The sequence below is a fragment of the Phenylobacterium sp. genome (genome assembly GCF_025351295.1).
In the GTDB taxonomy this organism is placed as follows: domain Bacteria; phylum Pseudomonadota; class Alphaproteobacteria; order Caulobacterales; family Caulobacteraceae; genus Phenylobacterium.
Genome location: NZ_JANXWD010000031.1, coordinates 1 through 21,962, shown reverse-complemented (window position 1 = coordinate 21,962; position 21,962 = coordinate 1). Strand labels below are relative to the sequence as shown.

Annotated in this window: 24 protein-coding genes; 16 read left to right on the top strand and 8 right to left on the bottom strand. The window is 70.0% G+C overall.

The window, feature by feature from the left end; all coding sequences use genetic code 11:
- Positions 1–385 precede the first annotated feature (385 nt).
- From Q0R13_RS04950 to Q0R13_RS04935, 4 genes are all read left to right on the top strand, one after another.
- Positions 386–1,927 (top strand): flagellar hook-length control protein FliK, encoded by a 1,542-nt coding sequence (locus Q0R13_RS04950; protein WP_293900354.1) that lies wholly within the window; start codon positions 386–388, stop codon positions 1,925–1,927.
- 5 nt (positions 1,928–1,932) lie between these two features.
- Positions 1,933–2,715 carry a flagellar hook assembly protein FlgD gene (locus Q0R13_RS04945; RefSeq protein ID WP_293900352.1) on the top strand — a complete coding sequence of 261 codons (783 nt, stop codon included), beginning with the start codon at positions 1,933–1,935 and terminating at the stop codon, positions 2,713–2,715.
- Positions 2,716–2,770: 55 nt separating this feature from the next.
- A complete protein-coding gene (locus tag Q0R13_RS04940) occupies positions 2,771–4,195 on the top strand; it encodes a flagellar hook protein FlgE (protein ID WP_293900350.1) in 1,425 nt (474 codons plus the stop codon).
- A 169-nt stretch (positions 4,196–4,364) separates the two neighbouring features.
- Positions 4,365–4,652 carry a DUF1153 domain-containing protein gene (locus Q0R13_RS04935; protein ID WP_293681638.1) on the top strand — a complete coding sequence of 96 codons (288 nt, stop codon included), beginning with the start codon at positions 4,365–4,367 and terminating at the stop codon, positions 4,650–4,652.
- 93 nt (positions 4,653–4,745) lie between these two features.
- Here Q0R13_RS04935 and Q0R13_RS04930 read toward each other — a convergent pair whose 3' ends face one another.
- Positions 4,746–5,159, bottom strand: coding sequence for a RusA family crossover junction endodeoxyribonuclease (locus Q0R13_RS04930; protein ID WP_293900347.1), 414 nt, complete (start codon positions 5,157–5,159; stop codon positions 4,746–4,748).
- A gap of 363 nt (positions 5,160–5,522) precedes the next feature.
- Here Q0R13_RS04930 and fumC point away from each other — a divergent pair, with 363 nt between their 5' ends.
- The 3 genes from fumC to Q0R13_RS04915 are packed head-to-tail and all read left to right on the top strand — an operon-like array spanning position 5,523 to position 7,366.
- On the top strand, positions 5,523–6,914 hold the full coding sequence (gene fumC, locus Q0R13_RS04925) for a class II fumarate hydratase (protein WP_293900344.1): 1,392 nt from the start codon (positions 5,523–5,525) through the stop codon (positions 6,912–6,914).
- 44 nt (positions 6,915–6,958) lie between these two features.
- Positions 6,959–7,204, top strand: a complete 246-nt coding sequence (locus tag Q0R13_RS04920; RefSeq protein WP_293900341.1) for a hypothetical protein — start codon at positions 6,959–6,961, stop codon at positions 7,202–7,204.
- 33 nt (positions 7,205–7,237) lie between these two features.
- Positions 7,238–7,366, top strand: coding sequence for a type II toxin-antitoxin system CcdA family antitoxin (locus Q0R13_RS04915; RefSeq protein WP_293900338.1), 129 nt, complete (start codon positions 7,238–7,240; stop codon positions 7,364–7,366).
- Positions 7,367–7,669: 303 nt separating this feature from the next.
- On the opposite strand, the gene Q0R13_RS04910 is transcribed toward Q0R13_RS04915, so the two are convergent.
- The gene (locus Q0R13_RS04910; protein ID WP_293900403.1) at positions 7,670–8,638 is read right to left on the bottom strand and encodes a polyprenyl synthetase family protein; all 969 of its coding nucleotides are present in this window, start codon (positions 8,636–8,638) and stop codon (positions 7,670–7,672) included.
- Positions 8,639–8,807: 169 nt separating this feature from the next.
- Here Q0R13_RS04910 and Q0R13_RS04905 point away from each other — a divergent pair, with 169 nt between their 5' ends.
- The gene (locus Q0R13_RS04905; RefSeq protein WP_293900335.1) at positions 8,808–9,548 is read left to right on the top strand and encodes a methyltransferase; all 741 of its coding nucleotides are present in this window, start codon (positions 8,808–8,810) and stop codon (positions 9,546–9,548) included.
- Between the two features lie 164 nt (positions 9,549–9,712).
- Here Q0R13_RS04905 and Q0R13_RS04900 read toward each other — a convergent pair whose 3' ends face one another.
- Together Q0R13_RS04900 and Q0R13_RS04895 are read right to left on the bottom strand one after the other, a co-directional pair.
- Positions 9,713–10,078 carry an iron chaperone gene (locus tag Q0R13_RS04900; protein ID WP_293900332.1) on the bottom strand — a complete coding sequence of 122 codons (366 nt, stop codon included), beginning with the start codon at positions 10,076–10,078 and terminating at the stop codon, positions 9,713–9,715.
- Position 10,079: 1 nt separating this feature from the next.
- On the bottom strand, positions 10,080–10,391 hold the full coding sequence (locus Q0R13_RS04895) for a GNAT family N-acetyltransferase (protein ID WP_293900329.1): 312 nt from the start codon (positions 10,389–10,391) through the stop codon (positions 10,080–10,082).
- Between the two features lie 227 nt (positions 10,392–10,618).
- Here Q0R13_RS04895 and rsgA point away from each other — a divergent pair, with 227 nt between their 5' ends.
- On the top strand, positions 10,619–11,689 hold the full coding sequence (rsgA, locus tag Q0R13_RS04890; protein WP_293900326.1) for a ribosome small subunit-dependent GTPase A: 1,071 nt from the start codon (positions 10,619–10,621) through the stop codon (positions 11,687–11,689).
- Positions 11,690–11,723: 34 nt separating this feature from the next.
- Complete coding sequence (locus tag Q0R13_RS04885; protein WP_293900323.1) at positions 11,724–12,905, top strand: aminotransferase class I/II-fold pyridoxal phosphate-dependent enzyme; 1,182 nt, start codon at positions 11,724–11,726, stop codon at positions 12,903–12,905.
- On the opposite strand, the gene Q0R13_RS04880 is transcribed toward Q0R13_RS04885, so the two are convergent.
- Positions 12,871–14,358 (bottom strand): hypothetical protein, encoded by a 1,488-nt coding sequence (locus tag Q0R13_RS04880; RefSeq protein ID WP_293900321.1) that lies wholly within the window; start codon positions 14,356–14,358, stop codon positions 12,871–12,873. The two genes, Q0R13_RS04885 and Q0R13_RS04880, sit on opposite strands and share 35 nt — an antisense overlap.
- Positions 14,359–14,369: 11 nt before the next feature.
- Positions 14,370–14,987 carry a DapH/DapD/GlmU-related protein gene (locus Q0R13_RS04875; protein WP_293900318.1) on the bottom strand — a complete coding sequence of 206 codons (618 nt, stop codon included), beginning with the start codon at positions 14,985–14,987 and terminating at the stop codon, positions 14,370–14,372.
- Positions 14,988–15,215: 228 nt separating this feature from the next.
- On the opposite strand from Q0R13_RS04875, the gene Q0R13_RS04870 reads away from it, so the two are divergent.
- From Q0R13_RS04870 to Q0R13_RS04860, 3 genes are read left to right on the top strand one after another with little or no spacing between them, the layout of a single operon-like run.
- A complete protein-coding gene (locus Q0R13_RS04870; protein WP_293900315.1) occupies positions 15,216–15,920 on the top strand; it encodes a hypothetical protein in 705 nt (234 codons plus the stop codon).
- A gap of 54 nt (positions 15,921–15,974) precedes the next feature.
- Positions 15,975–16,862, top strand: a complete 888-nt coding sequence (locus Q0R13_RS04865; protein ID WP_293900312.1) for an SAM-dependent methyltransferase — start codon at positions 15,975–15,977, stop codon at positions 16,860–16,862.
- 25 nt (positions 16,863–16,887) lie between these two features.
- The gene (locus Q0R13_RS04860) at positions 16,888–17,460 is read left to right on the top strand and encodes a hypothetical protein (protein ID WP_293900310.1); all 573 of its coding nucleotides are present in this window, start codon (positions 16,888–16,890) and stop codon (positions 17,458–17,460) included.
- Between the two features lie 32 nt (positions 17,461–17,492).
- On the opposite strand, the gene ilvC is transcribed toward Q0R13_RS04860, so the two are convergent.
- On the bottom strand, positions 17,493–18,512 hold the full coding sequence (gene ilvC / locus Q0R13_RS04855) for a ketol-acid reductoisomerase (protein ID WP_293900307.1): 1,020 nt from the start codon (positions 18,510–18,512) through the stop codon (positions 17,493–17,495).
- Positions 18,513–18,911: 399 nt separating this feature from the next.
- On the opposite strand from ilvC, the gene arfB reads away from it, so the two are divergent.
- The 3 genes from arfB (at position 18,912) to Q0R13_RS04840 (ending at position 20,262) form a co-directional block, all read left to right on the top strand.
- Positions 18,912–19,337, top strand: coding sequence for an alternative ribosome rescue aminoacyl-tRNA hydrolase ArfB (gene arfB / locus Q0R13_RS04850; RefSeq protein WP_293900304.1), 426 nt, complete (start codon positions 18,912–18,914; stop codon positions 19,335–19,337).
- Positions 19,338–19,395: 58 nt separating this feature from the next.
- Positions 19,396–19,950, top strand: coding sequence for a hypothetical protein (locus Q0R13_RS04845; RefSeq protein WP_293900301.1), 555 nt, complete (start codon positions 19,396–19,398; stop codon positions 19,948–19,950).
- A gap of 66 nt (positions 19,951–20,016) precedes the next feature.
- The gene (locus Q0R13_RS04840; RefSeq protein ID WP_293900298.1) at positions 20,017–20,262 is read left to right on the top strand and encodes a hypothetical protein; all 246 of its coding nucleotides are present in this window, start codon (positions 20,017–20,019) and stop codon (positions 20,260–20,262) included.
- A 56-nt stretch (positions 20,263–20,318) separates the two neighbouring features.
- Here the strand turns inward: Q0R13_RS04840 and Q0R13_RS04835 are convergent.
- A partial coding sequence (locus Q0R13_RS04835) for an AAA family ATPase (protein ID WP_293900295.1) occupies positions 20,319–21,962 on the bottom strand: 1,644 nt, incomplete at its 5' end.

Genomic DNA, 21,962 nt, shown 5'->3' with positions numbered 1-21,962 from the left:
AACCACGGACCCACACAGACGCGCCGAGCCGGCCGGGTCGGACCGTCCGCGACCTAAAGTGACTATGGCGCGTCCGTGTGGGTCGGTGTGGGTCCGTGGTTCAATCGAGTGGCCGTGACGCGCCACGGCGCGTGCCAGTGCGGCCTGACCCGCCAGACTTGCAGGGCCAAGACCGACAGGGCCAAGACCGGCAGGGAACGTCCCACCGCGACGCCGAAGGCCCGGCAATTTCGGCCGTCAGACGCAGCCGGCGCGCTACGATCCTGGCATTTTCTGAAATGAAATCAGTAGCTAGGTAAACTGGCGCGGAGGTTGCTCCTGTTAGATCGAACGAGCCCGGCGCAGCAAGCGCTTCTCCTCCAGCCCAAAGCAGTCTTCCAGCTCCATGACAGCGCCAGCGCTCACCATCGCAAATCCCACGCCGGCCGGTCCGGCCGGGCCCGGCGCGTCCAAGGCGGCCGCCGGCGGCGCGGCTGGAAACGCCGCCCAGGGCGCGGCGGCGGCCGGTCCGCTGACGGGCTTCGAATCCCTGCTGACCGCCCTCTTCCCACAGGCCGGCCCGACGCCGGCCGCCGGGCCCCAGACCGCGGTAGCCGGCGCGACGCAGCGCCCCGCCAAGGGCAAGGACGGCAAGGCCGACGCGGCCGCCGACGCGGCCACCGGCGCCGCGACCCTGGTCGTCGACGCCGCCCCCGCCGATCCCGCCGCCGCCCTGCTGGCCGGCCTGATCACCGCGCCGGCCGCCGCGCCGCAAACCGCAGCCAAGGCCGCGCCGGGCGGCGACCTGGAGGCCATGCGGCCGAAGGGCATGGTCCGCCCCTTGTTCCCGCTCAACCTCGGCGCCGACGCCAAGCCCGGCGCCCCCGGCACGGGCGAGCCCGCGCCCGAGGCCGCGCCCGAGACCGCCGATCCCGCACCGCTCGGCGCGCCGCTCAGGCTCGCCACGGCCGAGACACCCGCCCCGGCTCGCGCCGGCCCGCTGCAAACGGCCCTGGCCGGCGCCATGCCGCCGCCGTCGGCCGTCGCCGCCCAAGCCGCCACTAAGCCGCAGGCGAAGGCTGAAGCCGCGCCGTCCGAAACCCCCGCTCTCGCTTCCGGACCCCAGGCCACGGCGGCCGCGGCGACCGTCGACGCTCCGACACAGGCCATGGCGGCGAGCCTGCTCGCCCGCCCGGACCCCGCCCCGGCCCCTGGCCCCACGCCGGGCGCCAAGCCAGTGAAGGGCGAACGCGGCAAGTCGATCGCCGAGGCCTCGGTCAGCGACCTCAGGGCGCCGGAGGCCGTCGACAAGCCGGTGACCGCCCACGCCGCCAGCGCCGCCGCCAAGCCAGCGGCCGCCGAGGCCGAGACCGCCGAGGCCAAGGGGTCTTCCGCCAAGGCCGCGCCGGAGTCGCCCGACGGCGCGCCGGCCGCCGAGGCGCGAGCCGGCGTCCAGACCACCGCGCCCTCCGCCCACGCGCTCCATGCCGCGCGCGGCACGCCCGAAACGGTCGCCACGCTGGCCGCCGAGATGGTCAGGAAGCTGGAAGCCAAGTCGACGCGCTTCGACCTGCAACTCGACCCCGCCGGCCTGGGCAAGGTGGACGTCCGCATCGAGATCGGGGCCACCGGGCGGATGACCGCGGCCATGACGTTCGACAACCCGCAGGCCGCCGCCGACCTGAAGGCCCGCGCCGCCGAGCTGCATCGGGCGCTGGAACAGGCCGGGTTCGACCTGACCGGCGGCCTCTCCTTCGACGTCGCCGGCGATGGCGGCCGGCAGGGCCAGGGCTGGCGGGACCAGGCCGACACCAACAGCGGCCGCGCGTTTCGCGGCCAGGCATTCCAGGCCGCGCTCGACACCGCCGGCGATGCGGCCGACGCGGCCCTGGGCGGCGCCCTGCGCCTGCGCCGGGGCCTCACCGCCGGCCTCGACGTGAGGATCTGACGACCATGGCCATAGCGAGCACCACCCCGACCGCGGCGACCGCGCCCGCAGCGGCCACCGGCAGCACCGACACCGGCGCCCTGGGCCGCGCCCGGCTGGCGGAGAATTTCGACACCTTCCTGTCGCTGCTCACCACCCAGCTGAAGAACCAGGACCCGCTGTCGCCGCTGGATTCCAACCAGTTCACCCAGCAGATCGTGCAGATGACCGGGGTCGAGCAGCAACTGCTCAGCAACGACCTGCTGAAGAAGCTGGTCAGCAACACCGGCTCGGGCGTCTCCAGCGCGGTGGCCCTGATCGGCAAGGACGTGCGCGCCGATTCCGCCGACGCCGGCCTCAAGGACGGCAAGGCGACCTGGACCTACAACCTCGACCGCGCCGCCACCGACGTGAAGGTCGAGGTGCTGGATTCCAAGGGCGTGATCGTCAAGTCCTTCGCCCCGACCGACAACAAGGCCGGCGACCACCAGTTCCTTTGGGATGGCAAGGGCCAGGCCGGGACCAGCCAGGCGGCCGGGACCTACACCCTGCGCGTCACGGCCAGGGACGGCTCAGGCACGGGGGTCACCTCCAGCGTGTTCGCCGACGGCCTGGTCACCGGCGTCGAGCAGAAGAACGGCTCGACGCTGCTCACCATCAACGGCGCCCAGATCCCCTGGGAGAAGATCCTCACCATCCGCCAGCCGGCGGACCCCGTCACGACCGCGGCCAACACGGCCGCGGCGGCGGCCTCCGGCTCGATCCCCACCACCACGGACGGCAAAACGCCGTCTCCAGCGGCGGCCTGACGGCCGACCCCCTCGCAGTACGCGAACCCCCGCTTCAGGAGAACGGAACTCAGTCATGTCCATCAATTCAGCTCTGCTCGCCGGCGTTTCGGGGTTGGTCGCCAACTCTTCCGCCCTGGCCGCCATCTCGGACAACATCGCCAACGTCAACACCATCGCCTACAAGCGCAACGAGGTCAGCTTCGCCAACGTGGTGACCTCGCAGGCCGTCGCGGGCCGCTATTCCGCGGGCGGCGTGCAGGGCATCAACAAGCAGTACGTCAGCCAGCAGGGGCTGGTGCAGGCCTCGGGCTCGTCCACCGACCTGGCGATCTCGGGCGACGGCTTCTTCGTGGTCTCCAGCAAGGGCGCCGGCCTGACCGCCGCCGATCCGCGCAGCTTCACCCGCGCCGGGTCGTTCACCGTGGACGCCGACGGCTTCCTGGTGAACAAGTCCAACTTCTATCTCCAGGGCTGGCCGGTGCAGGCCAACGGCGCCTTCGACGTCAATCCGTCGGACCTGTCGAAGATGGGCGCCATCAACGTCAAGAACCTGGGCGCGGCGGTGTCCGCCACCACCGCGATCAAGGTCAGCGCCAATCTCGACAAGTCGCAGGTGCTCGCGGCCGCCGCCGGCTCGCTCGGCCCGCCGGCCGTCGCACCGACCTACGTCGCGGCCTCCAACACCTCGATGGCCGACTACGCCAACGGCGTTGCCACCGGCACCAAGCCCGACTTCACCATCGAGATGAACGTGACGGACTCGACGGGCGGCTCGCGCAAGGTGGCCATGGCGTTCCTGAAGAGCTCGGCGGCGCCGAACGAGTGGAACGCGGAAATCTACGCGATCCCGGCGTCGGACGTGCAGGTCGGGACCAACGAGCCGGGGCAGATCTCCAAGGGTCTGGTCCACTTCAACCCGGACGGCTCGATCAACCTGGCGACCACGACGCTGTTCGGCGCGGCCGGCAGCCCCGCGACCATCTCGCTGGCGGCGTCCACCGCCACCGGCACCGCCGCCGCACCCGCCTGGGGCACGGCGCTGGGTGTCTCGGGTCAGAGCCTGGCCCTCGACCTAGCCAAGATCACCCAGTACGCGGCGACCTCCACGGTCAACTCAATCAGTTCGGACGGCGCGGGGGTCGGCAACATCGTCGCCATCAATGTGGACGAAGCCGGGGTCGTCTCGGCGATCTACGACAACAGCCAGATCCGCAAGGTGGCCAAGGTCGGCGTCGCCACCTTCCCGAACGCCGATGGCCTCCAGGCGATCAGCGGCAACGCCTACCGGACCTCGCTGAAGGCCGGCCAGATGGTGGTCAAGGAGGCCGGCGAAGGCGGCGCGGGCCACATCTCGCCCTCCAGCCTCGAGGCCTCGACCGTCGACCTCTCCGCAGAGTTCACCGGCCTGATCCAGACGCAGAAAGCTTACTCGGCCTCTTCGAAGATCATCACGACGGCCGATCAGATGCTCGAAGAGCTTATCAACATCAAGCGTTAGACTTGAGCCTTAACTGAACCTGAATTCTTCCAATGATATTAACTGTATTAAAATGGTACACGGAGGAATGCGTGGTTCAGTCTTTCTTTACTAAGGCGATTCAGCGGCTGTTAGGGCGCCTGGGCTATGTTTCCCACCAATCAGTGATGGTGAGGCGCTAGAAAAGCCCATGTTGCAGCAACAGCAGACGCGCACGAACAGCCGCGGCGAGTCCTATGTGATCGGGCCGACCGGTGCGCCCTTGACCCGGAACGACCTGCCGCCGCCCAACACCGGGCGGTGGGTGATCCGGCGCAAAGCCGAGGTTGTGGCGGCCGTTCGCGGCGGGCTGATCTCGCTGGAGGAGGCGCTGGAACGCTACTCGCTCACCAACGACGAGTTCCTCTCCTGGCAGCGCTCGATCGAGCGCCACGGGATGGCGGGGCTTCGAACCACGCGCCTGCAGCAGTATCGCTGAGCCGTCCCTCCCCCTGGACAGGCTCGCGCCCAAGGCCGGCCGCGCCCCCATCCCGGGGCGCGGCCGGTTTCGTCTGGACTGGCCCGGCCGCCGTCAAGGCAGCCTGCTCACCCGCACGGTGATCCGCTCCCGCTCGCCCGGCCGCCGCTCCACCAGCAGCCGCGCCACCTGGGCGTCGTCGTGGAAGGCGTAGCCCTTGATGGCGTCGAGGATCGCCTTGGCCAGGTTGTCGAGGTCCATCCAAGGTGGTTCGCCGACGTATTCCATGCCGATCTCGACCGAAAAATCCCCCCCACCCGCTCCCCACGGGAGCGGGTGGCCATCAGCGTCCCGGGTCGCAAGCGACCCGGTGGCGGGCCGCGAGCCGCGCCAGGCCTTGCGGAAGAACTCGTAGATCAGCGGCTTGTAGTACTTGCCCTGGGTGGTCAGCCCATCCACCGTGAGTTCCATCAGTCCGTCGGCCTCGCGGCCGCGCACCTTGCCGTGCTGGGTCCAGACGTCGGTCATCGAACTCCAATGGATCTCAGAAAGCGCGAATTCCGATAGTCCGTGGCAATGGTCATCGCCGAATTATCAGAACCTGCGCCCAGGCTCCCCCGCAATGGGCAGGCCGCCTCGCGGATGGCCGACCCGTCTATATTCGATATCGCTGGGGGGAGTTGCGAGTTCATGTCGGACCGCACGGAGGGAGCATCGAGGATGCCATCGCGACCGAGCCATGGTTCGCCGAAACCGCCGGCGACAAGATGGGCGCGTACATCGAGCTTCATGAGGTCGCCGCGTACACCGGCCTCCGAATGCCCTGATCGCGCTTGCGCATCCGCTTTTGGTGGATAAAGCCTTGCGGCGGCGTTTGATGGGGGACTTCTGATGGCTGGCACGCGCACCGAAACCGACACCTTTGGCCCGATCGAGGTCGCCAACGAGGTCTACTGGGGGGCCCAGTCCCAGCGCTCGATCGGCAACTTCAAGATCGGCTGGGAGAAACAGCCGAAGTCGGTGATCCGCGCGCTCGGGATCGTCAAGCGCGCCGCCGCCGAGGCCAACACGGAACTGGGCCGGCTGGACCCGGAGATCTGCAAGGTCATCGTCGCCGCCGCCCAGGAGGTGATCGACGGAAAGCTGGACGACCACTTCCCGCTGGTGGTCTGGCAGACCGGCTCCGGCACCCAATCCAACATGAACGCCAACGAGGTGATCTCGAACCGCGCCATCGAGATGATGGGCGGGGTGATGGGGTCGAAGAAGCCGGTCCACCCCAACGACCACGTCAACATGAGCCAGTCGTCGAACGACACCTATCCGACGGCCATGCACATCGCCGCCGCCGAACAGGTGGCCAAGGAACTGATGCCGGCGCTGGAGCACCTGCACGCAGCGTTGAAGGTCAAGGAAGCCGCCTTCGCCAAGATCATCAAGATCGGCCGCACCCACACCCAAGACGCCACGCCGCTGACGCTGGGCCAGGAGTTCGGCGGCTATCGCCAGCAGGTCGCCAACGGCGTGCGGCGGATCAAGGAGAGCCTCTACGGCCTATATGAACTGGCCCAGGGCGGCACCGCGGTCGGCACCGGCCTCAACGCCCCCATCGGCTTTGCCGAACTGGTGGCCAAGAAGATCGCGGCGGTCACGGGCCTGCCGTTCGTGACCGCCCCCAACAAGTTCGAGGCCCTGGCCGCCCACGACGCCATGGTGTTCAGCCACGGGGCGATCAACACCGTCGCCGGGTCGCTGTTCAAGATCGCCAACGACATCCGCTTCCTCGGCTCCGGCCCCCGCTCGGGCCTGGGCGAGCTGGCCCTGCCGGAGAACGAGCCCGGCTCCTCGATCATGCCCGGCAAGGTCAACCCGACCCAGTGCGAGGCGCTGACCATGGTCTGCGCCCAGGTGTTCGGAAACCAGACCACCATGACCTTCGCCGGCGCCTCGGGCCATTTCGAGCTGAACGTGTTCAACCCCGTGATGGCCTACAACTTCCTGCAGTCCAGCCGCCTGCTGGGCGACGCGGCGATCTCGTTCACCGACAACTGTGTCGCCGGCATTGAGGCCCGCGAGGACAACATCAAGGCCGCGCTGGAGCGCTCGCTGATGCTGGTCACCGCGCTCAATGGCAAGCTGGGCTACGATGCCTGCGCCAAGATCGCCAAGACCGCCCACAAGAACGGCACCACGCTCCGCGAAGAGGCCGTCGGCGGCGGCTACCTGACGAACGAGGAGTTCGACGAATATGTGCGGCCGGAGAAGATGATCAGCCCGGGCTGATCGCGCCCATTGACCCTGTCGCCAAAGCGGCGCGTGGAAGGTCCATGGCCAAGGAAACCGTCTACATCATCCAGTCCTACGTCGCTGGCCGCGGCAAGTCGCTGAGGGCGGAGCAGCAGGTAGGCTGCAAGACCGCCGAGGAGGCGCGGCGCAAGGCCGAGCGGCTGGGTCCGCTGCGGCCGGCCGTGGTGGCTTTCTCGGTGACCGCCGATACCGAACTGGGCGACTACGACGAGAACCCGGTGATCCTCTTCCGCTCCGGCCCGCTGCCGCACCCGTTCTCGGAGTGATGACGGCCGCGCCGGACGGGTTATGTTCGGCGGATGGGCAAGACCGAACTGAACGAGGAGAAGGCCCAGCGGTGGGCCGAAGAGAATGCAGAGGCGATTCAGGCGCAGAAGGCGCGGATCGAGGCCTATGGGATATTTGGCGAGGACCTGCGAACCTGGTGACCCGCCAGTTCGATCTGATCGAAAATCCTTAGCCGACGACTCGCCGACAGTACCCGTACCTCGTTGTTCTTCAATCGCACCTTCTCGCGACCTCGAACCTCATCGTGGTGGCCTCGGTGCTAAGCGGCGGCGAGCCCGCCGTAACTCTGACGAGCGTTCGTTTTGAATTCGCTGGCCGCGACTTCGTGCTGCTCGTGGGAGAGCGCACCACAGTCGATGCACGCCGGCTGGGCCGACCCGTCGGCAGCCTGAGCGACTACGAGACGCCATCCGCCGCGCCCTCGACCGGGTCTTCACCGGCTTCTAGGCCCGCCGCATCACCGCGAAGTCGGCCAGGTCTTGCAAGGCGGGGCGCCAGCTGTTGGCGCCGGTGTCGGCGATGGCGGCCTTGGCGGTGTCGGCGTAGCGGGCGGCCAGCGCCAGGGTGTCGTCCAGGGCGCGGGTCTCGCGCATGAGGGCGAAGGCGCGGTCGAGGTCGCCGTCGGCCTGTTCGCGGCGGTCGACCGTGCGGACCCAGAAGTCGCGCTCCGAGGCTGCGGTGCGCGACATGGCCAGCAGCAGCGGCAGGGTGACCTTGCCTTCGCGGAAGTCGTCGCCGGGGTTCTTGCCCAGGGTCACCGCGTCGCCCGAATAATCGAGCGCGTCGTCGATCAGCTGGAACGCCAGGCCCAGGTCCTGGCCGAACTTGCGCAGCGCCCGGCGCCGCTCCGGCGACGCGCCGGCCGACACCGCGCCGGCCTCGGCGGCGGCGGCGAACAGCTCGGCGGTCTTGGCCTTGATGATCTCGATATAGACCTCCTGGGAGAGGTCGAGGTCGTGGCTGCGGGTCAGCTGCAGCACCTCGCCCTCGGAGATAACCCGCGAGGCGCGCGCCAGGATCTCCAGGGCCGCCATCGACCCGGCGCCCACCATCAGCTCAATCGCGCGCGCGAACAGGAAGTCGCCCACCAGCACGCTGGCCGGCGCGCCCCAGATCAGGTGCGCCGCCACCCGGCCGCGCCGCAACTGGGAGCTATCCACCACGTCGTCGTGCAGCAGGGTCGCGGTGTGGATGAACTCCACCGCCGCCGCCAGCTTCAGACAGGCGTCGTCGCGGGCGCCGCACAGCCGGGCCGCAGCGATCGTCAGCAGGGGCCGCAGGCGCTTTGCCGAGCCCGCGATCAGGTGGTCGGCGAGGGCCGGGATCACCGGCACCGGGCTGTCCATATGCTCGCGGATGAGGGCGTCGACCGCGCGCATGTCCGGCCCGGCCAGCTTCAGGAGCAGGTCCAGAGAGGGCGGCGCGGCAATGGCCTGGGCGGCTTCCAAGCGAGAGATCCTAGTTCCAACGGGGCGACCGCGCCCTACGGCCACCGTTCGGCGGGACAATGGTGACGCGATAGGGCACGGTCAAGCGACCACGCCCGCACGCTTCGTTCCCTTCTACACCAAGGCCCGCCGAATGGATGCAGTCACCGAAGACCGCCTGCTGGACGGTCGGGTCAGCCTGCGGCAGCCGGCCCGGGGATACCGCGCGGGGCTGGATGCGGCCTTGCTGGCGGCGGCCTGCGACGCTCTGGCGGGCGAGCGGGTGATCGAGGCGGGCTGTGGGGCGGGCGGGGCCTTGCTGGCGGCGGCCGCCCGACGCCCCGACGCCCGCTTCACCGGCGTCGAGCGCGATACGGCGGCCCTGGCCCTGGCTCACGAGAACATCGCGCTCAACGGCATGGCCGGACGCGTCGAGGCCGTTGAAGGCGACGTGGCGGTGCGCTTCTCCCTGCTGGGCCTGGACGCCTTCGACGCGGCCTTCGCCAATCCGCCGTTCTTCGACGATGCCGGCGCCCTGCGGGGGCCCGCGCCCGAACGGCGCGCCGCCTGGATGGCCGACGACGGCCTGGCCGCCTGGATCGGCTTCCTCACCAAGGCGGTGCACGAGGGCGGGACGGTGACCGTCATCCACCGCGCGGACCGGCTGGGCGATCTGATGGCCCTGCTGGCCGACAAGACCGGCTCGGTCCAGGTGCGCCCGATCCATCCCTTCGCCGACGCGCCGGCCAAGCGGGTCTTGGTGCGGGCGGTGAAGACCGGCAAAGCGCCCCTGCGGCTGCTGCCGCCCCTGGTCCTGCACGACCGCGACGGCGACAAGCACCGGCCGGAGGTCGAGGCCATCCTGCGCGGCGAGGCCGACCTGCCCTGGTTCTAGGGTCCAGACTCGATTGGCCTTACATCCGCTCATCCCGGCAGGCCGGGACCCAGATCCGATGGCTGAGACGCTGGTTGGACAGGCTCGGCGCGCCTGGGGCCCACGTCTGAGCCATCCCATCTCGGTCCCGGCCTTCGCCGGGATGAGCGGCATCGGGTACTGAGCTAGGCGGCGGGCGCGTCGTCGATCTTCGCGGTGTCGGCCAGCAGCTTTTCGACCAGGGTAAGGTCGATCTGCTCGGGCTTGCGAAAGCGGATGCAGCTCTTGCCCCTGTCCAGGCCCGCCAGCACCGCCGCGTTCAAGGCGTGGACCCGCTGGCTGACGTAGAGCGAGATGTACTGCTTCTGGCTGTTGAAGGCGAAGTCGGGCCCGCCGTCCCGCCGATAGGTCGGCATGCCGTAGCTCATGCTTTCCACATGGTCGGGCAGGTTCCGGATCGCCGCCTCACGGACCTTGGCGAGCACAGGCGCCCGGGTCGGGTCGACCCCGGCCAGCCATGCGTCGACGGTCGCAGCGGCCGACTTGACCATCTCAACCGATCCCGAGTTCCGCCTTGCAGCTTCCGTCGACGACATCTTGGGCCTCGGGGTGTTTCTTTACCCAGCCGGCCATGAACGGGCAGGTGGGGATCACCGTCAGGCCGTGCTCGCGGGCATAGCCGAAGGCGGTCCTCGCCAGCGCGCTGGCCACGCCCTTGCCTTCGAACGCCGGCGGTACGACGGTGTGCGGCAGGACGATCTGGCCGGGCTTCAGGCGGTATTCGGCGAAGGCCACGTCGTCGCCCAGCCGCACCTCGAAGCGGCGTTCGGCGACGTTGTCGGTCACCTCGGCGGCGTCGGCCATCTCGTCTCCTCCTCAAGCCCAGCCTCTTCTTGACGGAGCGCCGGGCGAACGCCAAGGTCCCGTCGTTCCTGATGAGACCATCGGCAGAGGAGGTTGTCGCATGTCGCCCATTGCTCACGCAGCCCCTCGCTGCGTCGCCGCTGAGGCTGCCTGACGGCCGGCCTGCCCCCGCCTGGGGATACCCGCGGTCGACGCCTGACTGGCTCTCGACATCAAGGACTTCTCCATTGCTGACCTCATACGGCTGGAGCGAACGGCTCCAGAACGACTTCGCACCCTATGCGGCTGAGGGCCTGGTCCCCGCCCGCATCCTGATCCAGCACCGCGGCGGCTACCGCCTCGTCACCCCGGACGGCGAGAGCGACGGCCTGGCCTCCGGCCGCCTGCTCAAGACCACCTCGGAAGCCGACCGCCCGGCCACCGGCGACTGGGTGGCCGGCGAGGCGCGTGATGGCCAGTTCCTGGTCCAGCACCTGCTGCCGCGATCCACCGCCTTCATCCGCAAGGCGTCCGGATCGCGCGGCGGGGCCCAGGTGGTGGCGGCCAACGCCGACGTGGCCCTGCTGGTCGCCTCGCTGAACGCCGACCTTAACCTGCGCCGCCTGGAGCGGTATCTGGCCACCGCCTACGAAAGCGGCGCCCAGCCGGTCATCGTGCTGACCAAGGCCGACCTCGCAGACGGCCTTGAAGACACCGTGGCGGAGGTCGAGGCCATCGCCTTCGGCGCTCCGGTGCTGGCGATCTCGTCGAAGACCGGCCAGGGCCTGGACGCGCTGCTGGAACATCTCCAGCCCGGCCGCACCGCCGTGCTGCTGGGCTCGTCCGGCGCAGGCAAGTCCACCCTGCTCAACGCTCTCGCCGGCGAGGAGAGGATGGACACCGGCGCCATCCGCGAGGCCGACGACCGGGGCCGCCACACCACCACCCACCGCGAACTGGTGCTGATGCCCTACGGCGGCCTGATCCTGGACACCCCCGGCATGCGCGAGCTGGGCCTGTGGGAGGCCAGCGGCGGTGTGTCGGAGGCCTTCGAGGACGTCGAGACCCTGGCCGCCCAGTGCAAGTTCAGCGACTGCGGCCACGGGCGCGAGCCGGGGTGCGCGGTCCGCGCGGCCATTGCGGCCGGCGACCTGCCGGAAGAGCGCTGGCTGGCCTACCAGAAGCTGCAGGGCGAACTCGCCTTCGAGAAGCGCAAGGAGGATCCCCACGCCGCCCTGGTGAACAAGCGGCTGTGGATCACCCGCAACAAGCAGGGCCGCGCGCGGATGAAGGCCAAGCGCGGCGAGGACCCGTCTTAAGCCGGCGTCAACCGAGTTAGGGTCCCATGGCCGGATGGCGGCGATCCCATCCGTTCCGAACGCGGTGCAGGCCCAGACCCCTGCCCTCGACACGTCCGACCGGCCGTGGGACCTGGCGCGCGCGCCGCGCATCCCGGTGGCGCGGCCGCGGCTGGCGCCGCTCGAGGCCGCCCTGCCCTATCTCCACGCCATCGACGACGCGCGGACCTATTCCAACTTCGGGCCGGTGAACGCCCGGCTGGAGGATCGGTTCGGCGCCCATTTCGGGCTGCCGGCGGGCCATGTGGTCACCTGCAACAACGCCACCACCGGCCTGACCCTGGCGCTGCAGGCCGCCGCCGCGCGGGGCGGGCACTACTGCGTCATGCCGGCCTGGACCTTCGCCGCCACCGCCCACGCGGCCATCGCCGCCGGCCTGACGCCGTTCCTGGTCGACGTGGACCCGTCGAGCGGCGCGCTCACCTCCCAGATCGCCGAGGCGGCCCTGCGCGAAGCCCCGGGCCAGGTGGCGGCGATCGTGCCCGTGGCGCCGTTCGGCCAGCCCCTCGCGCCGGAGACCTGGGACCTGTTGCAGGCGATGTCGGGCGTGCCGGTGGTGATCGACGCCGCCGCCGGCTTCGACGCGCTCCGGCCTGGCGCGGCGCCGGCCGTGGTCAGCCTGCACGCCACCAAGGCCCTGGGCATCGGGGAAGGCGGCTTCGTCATCAGCCGCGACCCGGCGGTGATCGCCGACATCCGCCGCCGCGCCAACTTCGGCTTCGACGGCACCCGCGACGCCACGCTCAGCGGCTGCAACGGCAAGCTCAGCGAGTATGGCGCCGCCTTCGGCCACGCCGCCCTGGATCTGTGGCCGCTGCAGCGCAGCCGCCACCTGGGCGTGCTGGGCTACTATCGCGCCGCGTTCATGGACCTTCCCACGCTCACCATGGCCCACGGCCTGGGCGACGCCTGGACCTGCACCACCGCCAACATCGAGGCCGAGGCCGGGGCCATCGCCGAGATCGAGCGGCGGCTGGCCTATGCCGGGATCGCCACCCGCCGCTGGTGGGGTCGCGGCCTGCACGGCCACCAGGCGTTCCGCGACCTGCCGCGCACCGAGCTTGCGGTCAGCGAGGCGCTGGCCGCCCGCACCCTGGGCCTGCCCTGTTTCCCCGAGATCGATATCGCCGCCCTGGACGAGGTCATCGCAATCGTGCGCGGCGTCCTGATCCCTTGAGCGTCTGCCGCCTGGTCGGCGCCTGGGCGAACACCTGCTCCAGCGACACCGGCGTGCGTTTGGCGAACCGCTCATAGGCCAGGGCCGACAGCGCCTTAAGTTCCTCCGCGAACAGGTCCTGGTCGAGGCGTCGGGCCAGCACGGCCCGCTGCTCGGCGGCCTGGGCGGCCCTCAGGGCCGGGTCGGCGACCAGAGCTTCCAGCATCGCGAAATAGGCGTCCGCGTCGCCCGCCCGATGCGCCGGCGGCACGAAGGCGCCGACGTCGCCCAGGTCGCCGCGGGTCAGCACCACGGCCCCGGCGTCGATGGCCATGACCGCCGTATTGCCACCGCCGGCCCGGAAAGGGTTGGCGAAGATGTCGGTGAGCGCCAGCAGGCTGGCCAGGTCCGGATCGAACGCAACGTGGGTGAACCGCTCGCCCAGCACCTGCTCGAAGGCGCCGATGAAGAAGTCCTGCAACCGGCCGACCACCACCCAGCGCACCCGTTCGTGGCGCATGACGAAGCCGGCCAGGCCGTCGACGAACACCTGGTCCATGTCGATCCCCAGCCGGTTGCCGGCCGTGACGATCACCACCTCCCCGGCGCCCCAGCCCAGCTCGGCGCGGGTGCGGGTGCGCAGCGGCGCGACGCGGTTGAAGGCGGCGCTCTCGGTCTGGCGGTAGCGCTTGCCGAAGCTCTCCGGCGCCCCCTGCCCGGCCCACAGCGCACGGATGTAGTCGGCCTCGTGGCAGTACCAGTAGACGTCGGCGAACTGCGCCGGCGCCGCGTCGCCGCAGGTGAACATCACCGTCGGACCCAGCAGCGACATCAGGCTGATGTGGATCGCATAGGCCTGCTCGCACCAGACGTGGAAGGTGCAGAACCCGTCGCCCACCACATCGGCCAGGAAGTCCGGATTGGCGGTCATCGAGATGAACCGCGCCTTGCCGGCGTCCGCGCCCAGGCGCTCGCCGCCATAGATCCGCAGGTCGTCGGTCAGCTCGCCGGAGTAGTAGACGTCGACCCGCCGGTTGGCCGGGTCGCGGGCCAGGGCGCGGACATAGTCGAAGGCCCCGCGGGTGGGCGAATGCAGGCGGTTGACCAGCGGGCCCACGAACACCGCGTGCGCGGTCTTCGCCGCGGGATCGGCGCGGTCGATGCGGACCCGGACGGCCTGGGCCGCCTCGTAGTACGTACGCCGCGCCAGGGCGGACAGCGCGCCCGCGCCCTGCGGCCCCAGGTCGATGCCGCACCACCAAGCCAGGGCCGAGAGGTCGCTGATCAGCTGCAGCCGGACGCCGGCGTCCAGGTCCGGCCGCTCCAGGCCGACGATGGTGCGGGCGACGAACTCGTCCGCCTCCGCCCCGTCGTAGACGCCGTCGAGGTGGGCGTCGAAGCGGGCCAGGATCGTGGCGACCGAGTCCTCGTACCCCGGCTGGGCGTCGGCCAGCACTTCCTCGAGAACGCTCATGCCTTCATTTCCTAGAGCCGCGACACCGGCAGCACGACCTCGCCGGCCACGAGGCTGGCGCGGAACCGGGCCTCCACCGCCAGCAGGCCCTGGCTCCGGTCGCGGACCCGCCGGGCGGGCGAGCCGACGTATATGCCCCAGGGATCAAGGGATCTTGTCACCACCGAGCCGGCGCCGACCGTCGAGCCATCGCCGATGTCGACCTCCGGCAGGATGACCGTCCCGGCGCCGACCACCACATGGCGGCCCACCCGGACCGGTCGCAAGGCCGGCGGCTTGGTGAACGTCGCGGGCACGGTCGGATTGGTCAGGTATTCGCCGGTGAAGTCGTCGGAGCGGGAGAACACCCGCACGCCCGGCGACAGGCCGACGAAATCGCAGAGCTCGACGCCCGAGCCCGCGGTGACGAACACATGGGTGGCGACATGCACGAAGTCACCCATCGTCAGCCATCCGCCGGCCGCGCTCAGCATGCAGAACGGGTCGATCCGCACATTGCTGCCGAACCGCATGTTCTCGAGGTCGACCAGCACGCAGGTCTCGTGCACGGCGACGTTCTCGCCGACCGCCGCCGCACCCAGTTCGCGCAGCCGGTCTTCGCGCAGGAACCGGCCCAGATGGTTCTTCATCGCCGGTCCTCCGACTCAGGCGCCTGAGTCTAGCCCCAACCGCGCCGGCTTGCGCGGCGCGGTCGTGCAGGGTCACGCAACCGGGGCGGGGCGGCCCACTGCCAGGCGGCGTTGTCGAGTCAATTTGCTGTAACCGCGCTGATGGGTTGCATCAAATACACGTGTTGCTTGCGCACGGTCAGGTCTCGGCGTATGGATTTGTACGTTTACTCGGTGAGCGGGGCTGCGATGACAGTCAAGAAGTCCGGCGACGGCGACGAAACCCCGACACCTGGGAGCGACCCGACGACGGTCGCCGCCGAAGCCGCTCCGGACACCCCGGACGAATTTCGCACCTTCATGGTCGCTCTGGCCACCGACCCCGCGCGGCTGGGCGCCTACATCAAGGACCCCGACACCGCCATGCAGGCGGCCGGCATCGGCGAGGTCGACCGCGCGATCCTGAAGGGCGGCCAGCCCTGGGCGATCCATGCGCGGCTCATGGGCCAGCGCTTCTCCTTCGACCCACCTCCGACGCCGGCCGCCGTGCTGGTGGTGGACATGGTGAGGCCGCCCGGCGCACCGGAGGGCGCCGCGGCCGATCAACCGACCGTCCGCGGCCCTCAGCCCGCCTTCGGCCCAGGGAGTTCGAGCATGTTCCCCAATGCGCCGCCGCAATTTCCCCAGTTCCCGCAGTTCCCCCAGGTGCACCCACAGGTCGTAGTCCACCCGCAGATCTTCCCTCAGGTGCATCCGCAGATCTTCCCGCAGATCCATCCGCAGATCGTGCATCCGCAGGTGGTCGTCCATCCGCAGATTTTCCCGCAGATCTTCCCCCAGGTGCATCCGCAGATCTTTCCCCAGATCTTCCCTCAGGTTCACCCTCAGATCTTTCCGCAGGTGTTCCCGCAGATCCATCCGCTCGTCACCCCAGGGCCCCAGCAGCCGGGCTGACGGCGTCCGGCGGCGCGCGCGCCGCCCCGTTGTTCGATATGGAAAGGTTCAGAGATGGCCGGGCCGACCGACGATACCGCAGCCCCTGCGCCGGCCCCGGCGCAACCCAACGGCAACGGCAACGGGGTCCACAAGGGCTCGCTGATCGTCGTCGGCACGGGCATCCGGACGGTGGGCCACCTGACCATGGAGGCCGTCGCCTGGATCCGGCAGGCCGACAAGGTGCTCTATGTCGTCGGCGATCCCGTCGCCGAGGCGATGCTGAAGGAGCTCAATCCCGCCGGGGCAGAGTCGCTCACCGGCCTGTACGCCGAGGGCAAGCCGCGGATCGAGACCTATAACCAGATGGTCGAGCGCACCCTGGACTGCGTGCGCGCGGGCATGGTCACCTGCATGGCCTGCTACGGGCACCCCGGCGTCTTCGTCTATCCGTCCCACGAGTCGATCCGGCGCGCCCGCGCCGAGGGGTTCCAGGCCCGGATGCTGCCGGGGATCTCGGCCGAGGACTGCCTGTTCGCAGACCTCGGCGTCGACCCGGGGATCAGCGGCTGCCAGTCCTACGAGGCGACCGACTTCCTGCTCAACGGCCGGGTCATCGACCCCGCCAGCTCGGTGGTGCTGTGGCAGATCGGCGTGGTGGGCGACGCCACCTTCAAGCCGGCGGGCTACGACCTCTCGGCCATGCCGCTGCTGATCGAGCGCCTGCTGGCGATCTATCCCGCGACCCACCCGATGTACCTGTATGAAGCCGCTGTGTTCCACGGCTGCGATCCGGTGATCCGGCCGATCACCGTCCACGAACTGGCCTACGGCGGGCTGTCGGCCGGCTATACGCTCTACATCCCGCCGGCCTATGCCAGCAGCAGCGACCCCACGACCTACTATCGGATGAACGCCATGATCGCGGCCAACAAGGCGGCGTCAGGGGCCGCCATCGGCTAGTCAGGGCAGCGGCGCGGCGTGCGGCGTGCGGCTGTTCAACCCCTACCACGCGTTCTTCCTGGCCCTGCCGCCGTCGGTGCGGCGCGACCCCGCGACGACGCCCACGGCGGCCGAACTGCTGTCGCCCGACTGGCTGGCGTTCAAGGCCGCCGTCGCCGGCCACTTCGCCTGGGCGGTGCCGACCGACGAGGCGATCGCCGCGATCCGCCGCCATGCGCCGTCCGTCGTGGAGATCGGGGCGGGCGGCGGCTACTGGGCCTGGCTCCTGCGGCAGGCCGGGGTCACGGTCGCGGCCTTCGACGTGGCGCCGCCGCCGTTCACCTGGAGCGAGGTCAGGGTCGGCGACGCGGCCGCGGCGGGCGACCACGCCGACAAGGCGCTGTTCCTCTGCTGGCCGCCCTGGGGCGCCGGCATGGCTACCCGCGCGCTCGCGGCCCATGGCGGCCGCCAGGTGATCTATGTCGGCGAATGGCTGGGCGGCGCCGCCGATCCGGCCTTCTTCGCCGCCCTGGCCGCGCAGTTCACCTGCGTCGAGGTCGTGGCCATCCCACAGTGGTTCATGCGCGACGACCGGCTGATGGTGTTCGAGCGACGCTGAGCCGCGGCCCGCGGCGGCGGCTCAGCGCACACTCAGTTCCGCGCCGTGTCCACCAGGGCGTTCTTGGTGATCCACGGCATCATGGCGCGCAGGCGCTGGCCGACTTCCTCGATCTGGTGTTCGGAGCCGCGGCGCCGCGTGGCCTTGAAGCTGGCCTGGCCGGCGGCGTTCTCGTTCATCCAGTCGCGGACGAAGCGGCCGGACTGAATGTCGTCCAGGATCCGCTTCATCTCGGCCTTGGTCTCGGGCGTCACCACGCGCGGGCCCGACACATACTCGCCGTACTCCGCGGTGTTGGAGATCGAGTAGTTCATGTTGGCGATGCCGCCCTCGTAGATCAGGTCGACGATCAGCTTCACCTCGTGCAGGCACTCGAAATAGGCCATCTCCGGCGCGTAGCCGGCCTCGACCAGGGTTTCGAAGCCGGCGCGGATCAGCTCGACCAACCCGCCGCACAGGACCGCTTGCTCCCCAAAGAGATCGGTCTCGCACTCCTCGCGGAAGTTGGTCTCGATGATCCCCGAACGACCGCCGCCGATCGCCGAGGCATAGGCCAGGCCCAGGTCCATGGCGCCGCCCGTGGCGTCCTGGTGCACCGCGATCAGGCAGGGCACGCCGCCGCCCTTCTGGTACTCGCCGCGCACCGTGTGGCCGGGGCCCTTGGGCGCCACCATCAGCACGTCGACCGAGCCCTTGGGCTCGATCAGGCCGAAGTGGACATTCAGGCCGTGGGCGAACAGCAGGGCCGCGCCGTCGCGGAGGTTGGGCTCGATGTCCGCCTTGTAGATATCCCGCTGGATCTCATCGGGGGCCAGCACCATCAGCACGTCGGCCCACTTGGCGGCGTCGGCGACGCTCATCACCTTCAGGCCGTCGGCCTCGACCTTCTTGGCGGTGGCCGAGCCGGGCTTCAGGGCCACGACCACGGTCTTCGCGCCGGAATCGTGCAGGTTGAGCGCGTGCGCCCGGCCCTGGCTGCCATAGCCTACGATGGCGATCTTCTTGTCCAGGATCCGGGAAATGTCGGCGTCGCGGTCATAGTAGACGCGCATGATCGTTCTCCTGAGACATCGAAAGCGGCCACGCCCGCGCAACGGCGGAGCGGCAAAGCCGGGGGTGTGAAGCGGTTTTTTCCCGAAAGGTCAAGGGAAACGCCCCAGCGCGCCCTCCACCCCTTCACCCACCTCCCCCGCCCCCTGCCCCCGCCGCCTGCAGGATTCACACATCTCGCCAAAGCTTACCGTGAACCCTTCTCCCGCAAGGGGCGAAGGACGATACCCTCGGCAGGCGCCGATCACATCCACCGAGTTCAGCGATGTGTGAATGCCGTAGCCGCTTCGCGGGTGAGGAACTCGAAGCGCTTCAGTTCCTCCCCCGAAGCGCTGGGGCCGTGCGCTGGGGCCGTGCGCTGGGGCCGTGCGCCAAGGCGCGAACCGTGGCATCTCCCGGCCATGATCGAGGTCACCCCCGAAATCGTCCTGACGGACGACGAGGTGCAGGTCCGGGCGGTGCGCGCCTCCGGGCCGGGGGGCCAGCACGTCAACAAGGTCTCCACGGCCATCGAGCTCAGGTTCGACGTGCGCGGCTCGCCCAGCCTGCCCGAGCCGGTGCGGGCGAGGCTGTACAAGCTGTCGGGCAACCGCCTGACCCTGGACGGCGTCATCGTCCTGGTCGCCCAGGAATACCGCTCGCAGGAGATGAACCGGCAGGCCGCCTACGATCGCCTGCTGACCCTGATCCGCAAGGCCGCAGAGCCCCCGCCGCCGCCGCGCAAGCGGACCCGCCCGACCTACGCCTCAAAGCTGCGCCGGCTGGACGGCAAGGCGAAACGCGCCACCGTCAAGGCGCGGCGCGGACGCCCGGGCGGCGACGACTGAGCGTCATTTGACTGAAACATTTCAAGCTGTGGCCACATTTGCCTATAGGATGAGCGCCATGGTTCGCCGCTCCCTGCCCGCCGCCCCAATGCTGGGCATCCTCGCCATCGCCGCCCTGGTTTCGGCCTGCGCGCCCAGTCTGGGCCCACCGCCACCGGCCGCGGCGCCGCCCATGCCCATGGGCTCGGTAAGCTTCTCGGCGGCCGACTTCGCCTGGTCGCAGCGGCCGGGCGGCAACATCATCGCCGGGCGGCTGGCCTACAAGCAGGGCGCGGTCCGCTACACCTGCGCCGGCTCCAGCGTGGTGCTGACCCCGGAGACCCCGTGGTCCAGCCGCCGGATGGCCGCGCTCTACGGGTCCACCGACCGCGCCGCCCTGCCGACCGACGAGGTCCGCGCCCGCACCCCCAAGGCGCCCGCCGGCGACGCCGGGCCCTATGTAAAGCGCACCACCTGCGACGAGGCCGACCAGTTCGCGTTCGGCGGCCTGGCGGACGGCGCCTGGTATCTGATCACCGTCGTGAAGCCGGCCGGCGATCCCCGCGGCGCCGGCATGGCCCTGATGCGCCGCGTGGTGGTGCACGGCGGCAAGACCGCGGCCGTCGCGCTTTAGCGCGAACTTCCAGCGCCGGGGCGCGTTTGTTCGGCAGGGGACAGACCCTCTGGATTGGCCGCCGCGATGCTGGCCGGAGCCGCGGGCGCGGCGACCGCTCAAACCGTCGTCGTGCAGGAACGCTGGGGCCACTGGGACCCCACCTGGGGTCGTGAGCCCGGCCCGCCGCAGCACCGCTACATGCGTCACTGGCGCGGCCACGAGAACAACTACTACGGCCACGTGCACAACTGCATGGTGAAGTACCACGGCTACAATCCCCGCCGGGACATGTACCGCGAACACCGCCGCTGGGTCCCCTGCCGCGACTAGGCCCTCGCGCCTCGCCGAAACCGTAGCGCCCGCCGGGAGACCGGCGGGCGTTTCGCCTAATGCACCTTGGCCCGGCCGATCTCCAGGCCGTCGCCCGTGCCGTGGACGTCGATGACGGCGCCGTCCTCAAGGTCGCCCGCCAGCAGCTTGCGCGCGATCGGATCGATCAGTTCCTTCTGGATCACCCGCTTCAGCGGCCGGGCCCCATAGACCGGGTCGTAGCCGCGCTCGCCCAGCCAGTGCAGGGCGGCGGGGTCCAGGGCAATCGACATGCGCCGGTCGGCCAGCAGCTTCTCCACCCGCTGCAGCTGGATGCGGACGATGTCGTCCATCTCGCCGCGGCCCAGCCGCTTGAACAGGATGATCTCGTCGATCCGGTTCAGGAACTCGGGCCGGAAGTGGTGGCGGACCACCTCCATGACCCCGGGCCGGGCCTTCTCCACATCCTCGCCGTCCGGCAGGGCGGCCAGATATTCCGAGCCCATGTTGGAGGTCATCACGATCACGACGTTGCGGAAGTCGACCGTGCGGCCCTGGCCGTCCGTGAGGCGGCCGTCGTCCAGCACCTGCAGTAGCACGTTGAACACGTCCGGGTGGGCCTTCTCGACCTCGTCGAACAGCACCACCTGATAGGGCCGGCGCCGCACGCTCTCGGTCAGCGCCCCGCCCTCGTCGTAGCCGACGTAGCCAGGCGGCGCCCCGATCATCCGGCTGACCGAGTGCTTTTCCATGTATTCGCTCATGTCGAGGCGGGTGATCGCGCCCTCGTCGTCGAACATGAATTCGGCCAGCGCCTTGGTCAACTCGGTCTTGCCGACCCCCGTGGGGCCCAGGAACAGGAACGAGCCGATCGGCCGCTGCGGGTCCTTCAGGCCGGCGCGGGCGCGGCGGACCGCGTCGGAGACCGCCAGCAGCGCCTCCTCCTGGCCGACCACGCGCCTGCGCAGCCCGTCTTCCATGGCCAGCAGCTTCTCACGCTCGCCCTCCAGCATCTTCTCGACCGGCACCCCGGTCCAGCGCGAGACCACGGCGGCGATCTGCTCGGCGTCGACCACTTCGGGGGACATGGCGTCCGCCGAGTTCTCGGCCGCCTCGGCCTCGGCCAAGCGCTTCTCCAGCCCGGGGATCTCGCCATAGGCGATCTCGGAGGCGCGCTGCAGGTCGCCGCGCCGCTGCGCCGCCACCAGCTCGGCGCGCAGGCGGTCCAGGGCCTCGCGCGACTGGGCGCCGGCGGTGACCTTTTCCTTCTCCGCGCGCCAGCGGCCGGTCATGCCGGCCGACTCGGCCTCCAGCTCGACGAGTTCCTCTTCCAGCTTCACCAGGCGGGCCTTGGACGCCGCGTCATGCTCCTTGGCCAGGGCCTCGCGCTCGATCTTCAGCTGCACGACGCGCCGGTCGATCTCGTCCAGTTCCTCGGGCTTGGAATCCACCGCCATCCGCACCCGGCTACCGGCCTCGTCCATCAGGTCGATGGCCTTGTCGGGCAGGAAGCGGTCGGTGATGTAGCGGTGCGACAGGGTCGCGGCGGCGACGATGGCGCTGTCGGAGATCCGCACCCCGTGGTGCAGCTCGTACTTCTCCTTCAGGCCGCGCAGGATCGAGACGGTGTCCTCCACCGTGGGTTCGCTGACGAACACCGGCTGGAAGCGGCGCGCCAGGGCGGCGTCCTTCTCGACGTTCTTGCGGTACTCATCCAGCGT

Excerpts from the sequence above, each read along its gene's own strand:
- Q0R13_RS04945 (WP_293900352.1), top strand. The coding sequence starts at position 1,933 with ATGGCCATAGCGAGCACCACCCCGACCGCGGCGACCGCGCCCGCAGCG.
- Q0R13_RS04865 (WP_293900312.1), top strand. The coding sequence starts at position 15,975 with ATGGCCGGGCCGACCGACGATACCGCAGCCCCTGCGCCGGCCCCGGCG.
- Q0R13_RS04920 (WP_293900341.1), top strand. The coding sequence starts at position 6,959 with ATGGCCAAGGAAACCGTCTACATCATCCAGTCCTACGTCGCTGGCCGC.
- ilvC (WP_293900307.1), bottom strand. The coding sequence starts at position 18,512 with ATGCGCGTCTACTATGACCGCGACGCCGACATTTCCCGGATCCTGGAC.
- Q0R13_RS04880 (WP_293900321.1), bottom strand. The coding sequence starts at position 14,358 with ATGAGCGTTCTCGAGGAAGTGCTGGCCGACGCCCAGCCGGGGTACGAG.
- Q0R13_RS04895 (WP_293900329.1), bottom strand. The coding sequence starts at position 10,391 with ATGGCCGACGCCGCCGAGGTGACCGACAACGTCGCCGAACGCCGCTTC.
- Q0R13_RS04905 (WP_293900335.1), top strand. The coding sequence starts at position 8,808 with ATGGATGCAGTCACCGAAGACCGCCTGCTGGACGGTCGGGTCAGCCTG.
- arfB (WP_293900304.1), top strand. The coding sequence starts at position 18,912 with ATGATCGAGGTCACCCCCGAAATCGTCCTGACGGACGACGAGGTGCAG.
- Q0R13_RS04950 (WP_293900354.1), top strand. The coding sequence starts at position 386 with ATGACAGCGCCAGCGCTCACCATCGCAAATCCCACGCCGGCCGGTCCG.
- fumC (WP_293900344.1), top strand. The coding sequence starts at position 5,523 with ATGGCTGGCACGCGCACCGAAACCGACACCTTTGGCCCGATCGAGGTC.
- Q0R13_RS04900 (WP_293900332.1), bottom strand. The coding sequence starts at position 10,078 with ATGGTCAAGTCGGCCGCTGCGACCGTCGACGCATGGCTGGCCGGGGTC.
- Q0R13_RS04840 (WP_293900298.1), top strand. The coding sequence starts at position 20,017 with ATGCTGGCCGGAGCCGCGGGCGCGGCGACCGCTCAAACCGTCGTCGTG.
- Q0R13_RS04870 (WP_293900315.1), top strand. The coding sequence starts at position 15,216 with ATGACAGTCAAGAAGTCCGGCGACGGCGACGAAACCCCGACACCTGGG.
- Q0R13_RS04915 (WP_293900338.1), top strand. The coding sequence starts at position 7,238 with ATGGGCAAGACCGAACTGAACGAGGAGAAGGCCCAGCGGTGGGCCGAA.
- Q0R13_RS04845 (WP_293900301.1), top strand. The coding sequence starts at position 19,396 with ATGGTTCGCCGCTCCCTGCCCGCCGCCCCAATGCTGGGCATCCTCGCC.
- Q0R13_RS04930 (WP_293900347.1), bottom strand. The coding sequence starts at position 5,159 with ATGACCGACGTCTGGACCCAGCACGGCAAGGTGCGCGGCCGCGAGGCC.
- Q0R13_RS04875 (WP_293900318.1), bottom strand. The coding sequence starts at position 14,987 with ATGAAGAACCATCTGGGCCGGTTCCTGCGCGAAGACCGGCTGCGCGAA.
- Q0R13_RS04940 (WP_293900350.1), top strand. The coding sequence starts at position 2,771 with ATGTCCATCAATTCAGCTCTGCTCGCCGGCGTTTCGGGGTTGGTCGCC.
- Q0R13_RS04885 (WP_293900323.1), top strand. The coding sequence starts at position 11,724 with ATGGCGGCGATCCCATCCGTTCCGAACGCGGTGCAGGCCCAGACCCCT.
- Q0R13_RS04935 (WP_293681638.1), top strand. The coding sequence starts at position 4,365 with ATGTTGCAGCAACAGCAGACGCGCACGAACAGCCGCGGCGAGTCCTAT.